Origin of the sequence: Bartonella sp. AP258QHHD (genome assembly GCF_042196145.1) — a bacterium.
Classification (GTDB): Bacteria; Pseudomonadota; Alphaproteobacteria; order Rhizobiales; family Rhizobiaceae; genus Bartonella.
The window spans coordinates 6743-9920 of sequence record NZ_JBHIPR010000015.1; the positions used below are offsets into that span (position 1 = coordinate 6743).

Genomic DNA, 3178 nt, shown 5'->3' on the forward strand with positions numbered 1-3178 from the left:
GTTTCTATTTGTGACCGTACACCTTTTTGAAACGCATCTTTTTCCATCAACCCCAAATCTGAAAGTTGTCTGTTGATTGTATCAAGATCAACACTCTTATTCAGTGCTTTTTTTCCTTGCTCCAAAGCATTACCGATAGTACGCTCGTCATAATAAATTTTCCGTGCCTTAATATATTCTGGAGATGATGTATCCAAAACGTCCAGAATGCGTTGTTTGAAATCAGTCAAATCTCGAGCATATCCCCATTTTCCTTTGATACGTGCAGACTTAATTTGATCATCCAAAACCTCTTTCATCTTATGTAAAATTCGCATATTCAGCTTTGGATATCCATTGCTCCCTATAACTGTTGCATCCGCTTCATTTGGCATTCGCGCAATTGCTTTTTTATAGGCTTTTTGGAAGGCAGGAATTTCTTGCAACCGCGATAAATCTTTACTGACAGCATTAGAAATAGGAGAAGCTTTCGCCCTCTCATAAAATGGTTCAGCCTTGTTCTGTGCTTGTTTGATAATCTCTTGCTTTAAATTAAGCGTATCTACTTTTGGACCCATCACATCTGTCAACGCATTCTTTACCCGCAATGCACTCGCATCTTGCCTTTCATTCAAACGATTACTTATGAGCGAATATGTATCATGGTCTTTTTTTGCTGCCTTAAAAGCTCTTGTAGCAAGCCCATCATGAAGATCAATAATCATTGAATCAGGACCTCGCTGTTTTAATGCCCTTTCAAGTTTATCAACACCTTCATCCCCTAAAGTTTGGCTTACATCCCTAAGCGCTCTATCGCTTACCTGAAATGCTTCTTTTTCTGGCATTAGCGCTGCTTTTGCTGCCATTTCAGCTGGGCTTATAGGTCCTCTCAATGCTGCTTTAAGTGATTTTGTCACAAAAGGTGTCACTTTTGATACACCACTGGCAACAAATGGTGTTGCAACGCCTAGCCCTGCACCAAACCCAGCAGACACTAGAGTATCTGCAAGNCGCTTATCTGAAATGCTTCTTTTTCTACACCTTGTGTTATTGGTTCAGTTTTACCAAACAATTTTCCAACTGTGTTTTTGAGAGCCGCAGGTGTTTTTTTCACAATAGCAGGCGTTTTTTTTCATGATCTTGTCGCAAAAGATGTTGCTTTTGATACACCACTGGCAACAAATGGTGTTGCAACGCCTAGCCCTGCACCAAACCCAGCAGACACTAGAGTATCTGCAAGCCCTTCTCCCTCACCACTGCCTGCTATTCCACCATAAATGGCTCCAGTTTTTGCTGCACGCCCCAAGCTAAATTTTGCCGCCTCTTTACNCCCCAGCAGACACTAGAGTATCTGCAAGCCCTTCCCCCTCACCACTGCCTGCTATTCCACCATAAATGGCTCCAGTTTTTGCTGCACGCCCCAAGCTAAATTTTGCCGCCTCTTTACTTGCTACTGCTTTCATTGCTGCTTCACCTGCAGCTTTTGCCGCTGCCCGTTCCGCACCCTCTGCTAAAGCAGATTGCACCGCCCTTTCTCCTGCTGCTAAAGCTTTACTGGTTATTTGTGCTCCTGCAACACCAGCTCTACCTCCCAGCACAATATCAGCCCCAATTGCCGCACGAGCAGCCGCAGTAGCACCTGCCGCGGGTGGAAAGAGAGCAGAAGCAATTACGGGTGCCGCAGCACCCGCTAAATTCCCCGCAAGAGATAGATAAAACTGATCTCGGTTCGCCGCTCTTTGATAGTCACGCCATCGCTTTGTTACTTCATTATATTTTTTGACTGCCTCTTTATCTCCCGTCCAATAAGCAATAGGACCCGCCTCTAATATTCCGGCTAATTCATCATCATAGCCTAGGGTTAACCCGTGAAGAGCTCCCCATCCAAAAGCACCCGCAGCACTTGGATGTGGACCATCTTCTTCTGTTTCCTCTGTTGCACCTTTATTTCCTGTAACAGAACCCCTTAACCTTTCCTTATTTTTTGAAAAAAGCTCTTGAAGCTGTTCTGGTGTATAGTCACTTATATGCCCAATGACTCTTGTGTTTTTACGATTAATAAGAGGGGGGATTACTTCAGCCATTGGTTTGTTTCTCCTTAATGCGTCCATCTCTATCAACGAACAACATGCCTTCCGGCAATGCTTCTATCTGTTTTTCTAGTGGATCATTTGACTGTGCATGATTTCCCTTATAAGCATCTTGCCCATAGGCGGCTCGAACGAGCTCGTTTGTTGCTTCTGCACCACCAAAAAGAATTGCGCGCGTTGCTGCATTGGATTTATTGAAAGTGTCAATAACTGTTTTTAAAGATTTCTTCATTTGCTCTGCAGAAAGATCTTGATACAACGCCGCTACAGAGTTTTGCAATGCTTGCAATTCCATATTAGACAAATTCCCAAAGCCAGATGCGCCATTTGGTGAAAATGCTTTTGCTTTTCTCAAGGCATCAAGCCCGATACTTGCCTTCAATGAATCGAGCATATGCCCAAAATCTTTTGCCTTAGAATTAGGAAGGAACGACATTATAGAACCCGTGAAACCAACAACATGCGGGTGTTCCTCAACAATTTTTAGCAATTCTTTAGATGACGAGAGTATACGATTTGACCGGTCTGCTGTATCCAGAATTTGCATTTTCACTTGCTGTTCTTTACGCTCCTCCTCTTTCTGTTCTTGAATTAATTTATGTTCTGCACCACTGCCTGCAATTGGCATCGCACGTATACCATGAGGGGCATTTTCATCCTTAATAAGCATATAACCTGCTTCAGGCTTTGACAGCATGTTATCAGTATTTCCCCCTAATCCAGAAGCAGTGGAACGTTGTCCCCCTTGGACTGGGATAATTTTCCCTGTGCTTGTTGAGACTTGGAAAGTCATATCCTCAGGCAATCCCTGCTCTGCCTTTTCTTCTGATGTCAATGTTCTATAGCCTTCTTGAGGGCTTAACGTGTTGCCAATCACTTTCATGGCAAGATCTGGATATTGCACAAGGGCTTGTGCGTCTTTATCATCGTATCCTTTAGAGCGTAAAAACTCAAAAATTGGTCTATTTTGAGCACGTACATTATTGCCCTGCCGCATAACAAGCGCCGCATTTGAAAAGCTTTCTTGCGGTGTTTTTCCTGATGCTAACCCCGCAAAAAAATCCATGAGATGCTCGGAAAATTCTGATTTTCTAAAACGCTCCCATAAG

Annotated in this window: 4 pseudogenes; all 4 read right to left on the reverse strand. The window is 43.4% G+C overall.

The annotated features are described in order from the left end of the window. Window positions 1-989, reverse strand: a pseudogene (locus tag ACFIMM_RS02190) (hypothetical protein); the annotation flags it as partial. Window positions 990-1114: 125 nt separating this feature from the next. Continuing rightward, a pseudogene (locus ACFIMM_RS02195) lies at window positions 1115-1306 on the reverse strand (hypothetical protein); the annotation flags it as partial. Window positions 1307-1322: 16 nt separating this feature from the next. Next, a pseudogene (locus ACFIMM_RS02200) lies at window positions 1323-2063 on the reverse strand (hypothetical protein); the annotation flags it as partial. Beyond that, window positions 2056-3178, reverse strand: a pseudogene (locus tag ACFIMM_RS02205) (hypothetical protein); the annotation flags it as partial. The pseudogenes ACFIMM_RS02205 and ACFIMM_RS02200, both read right to left, overlap by 8 nt.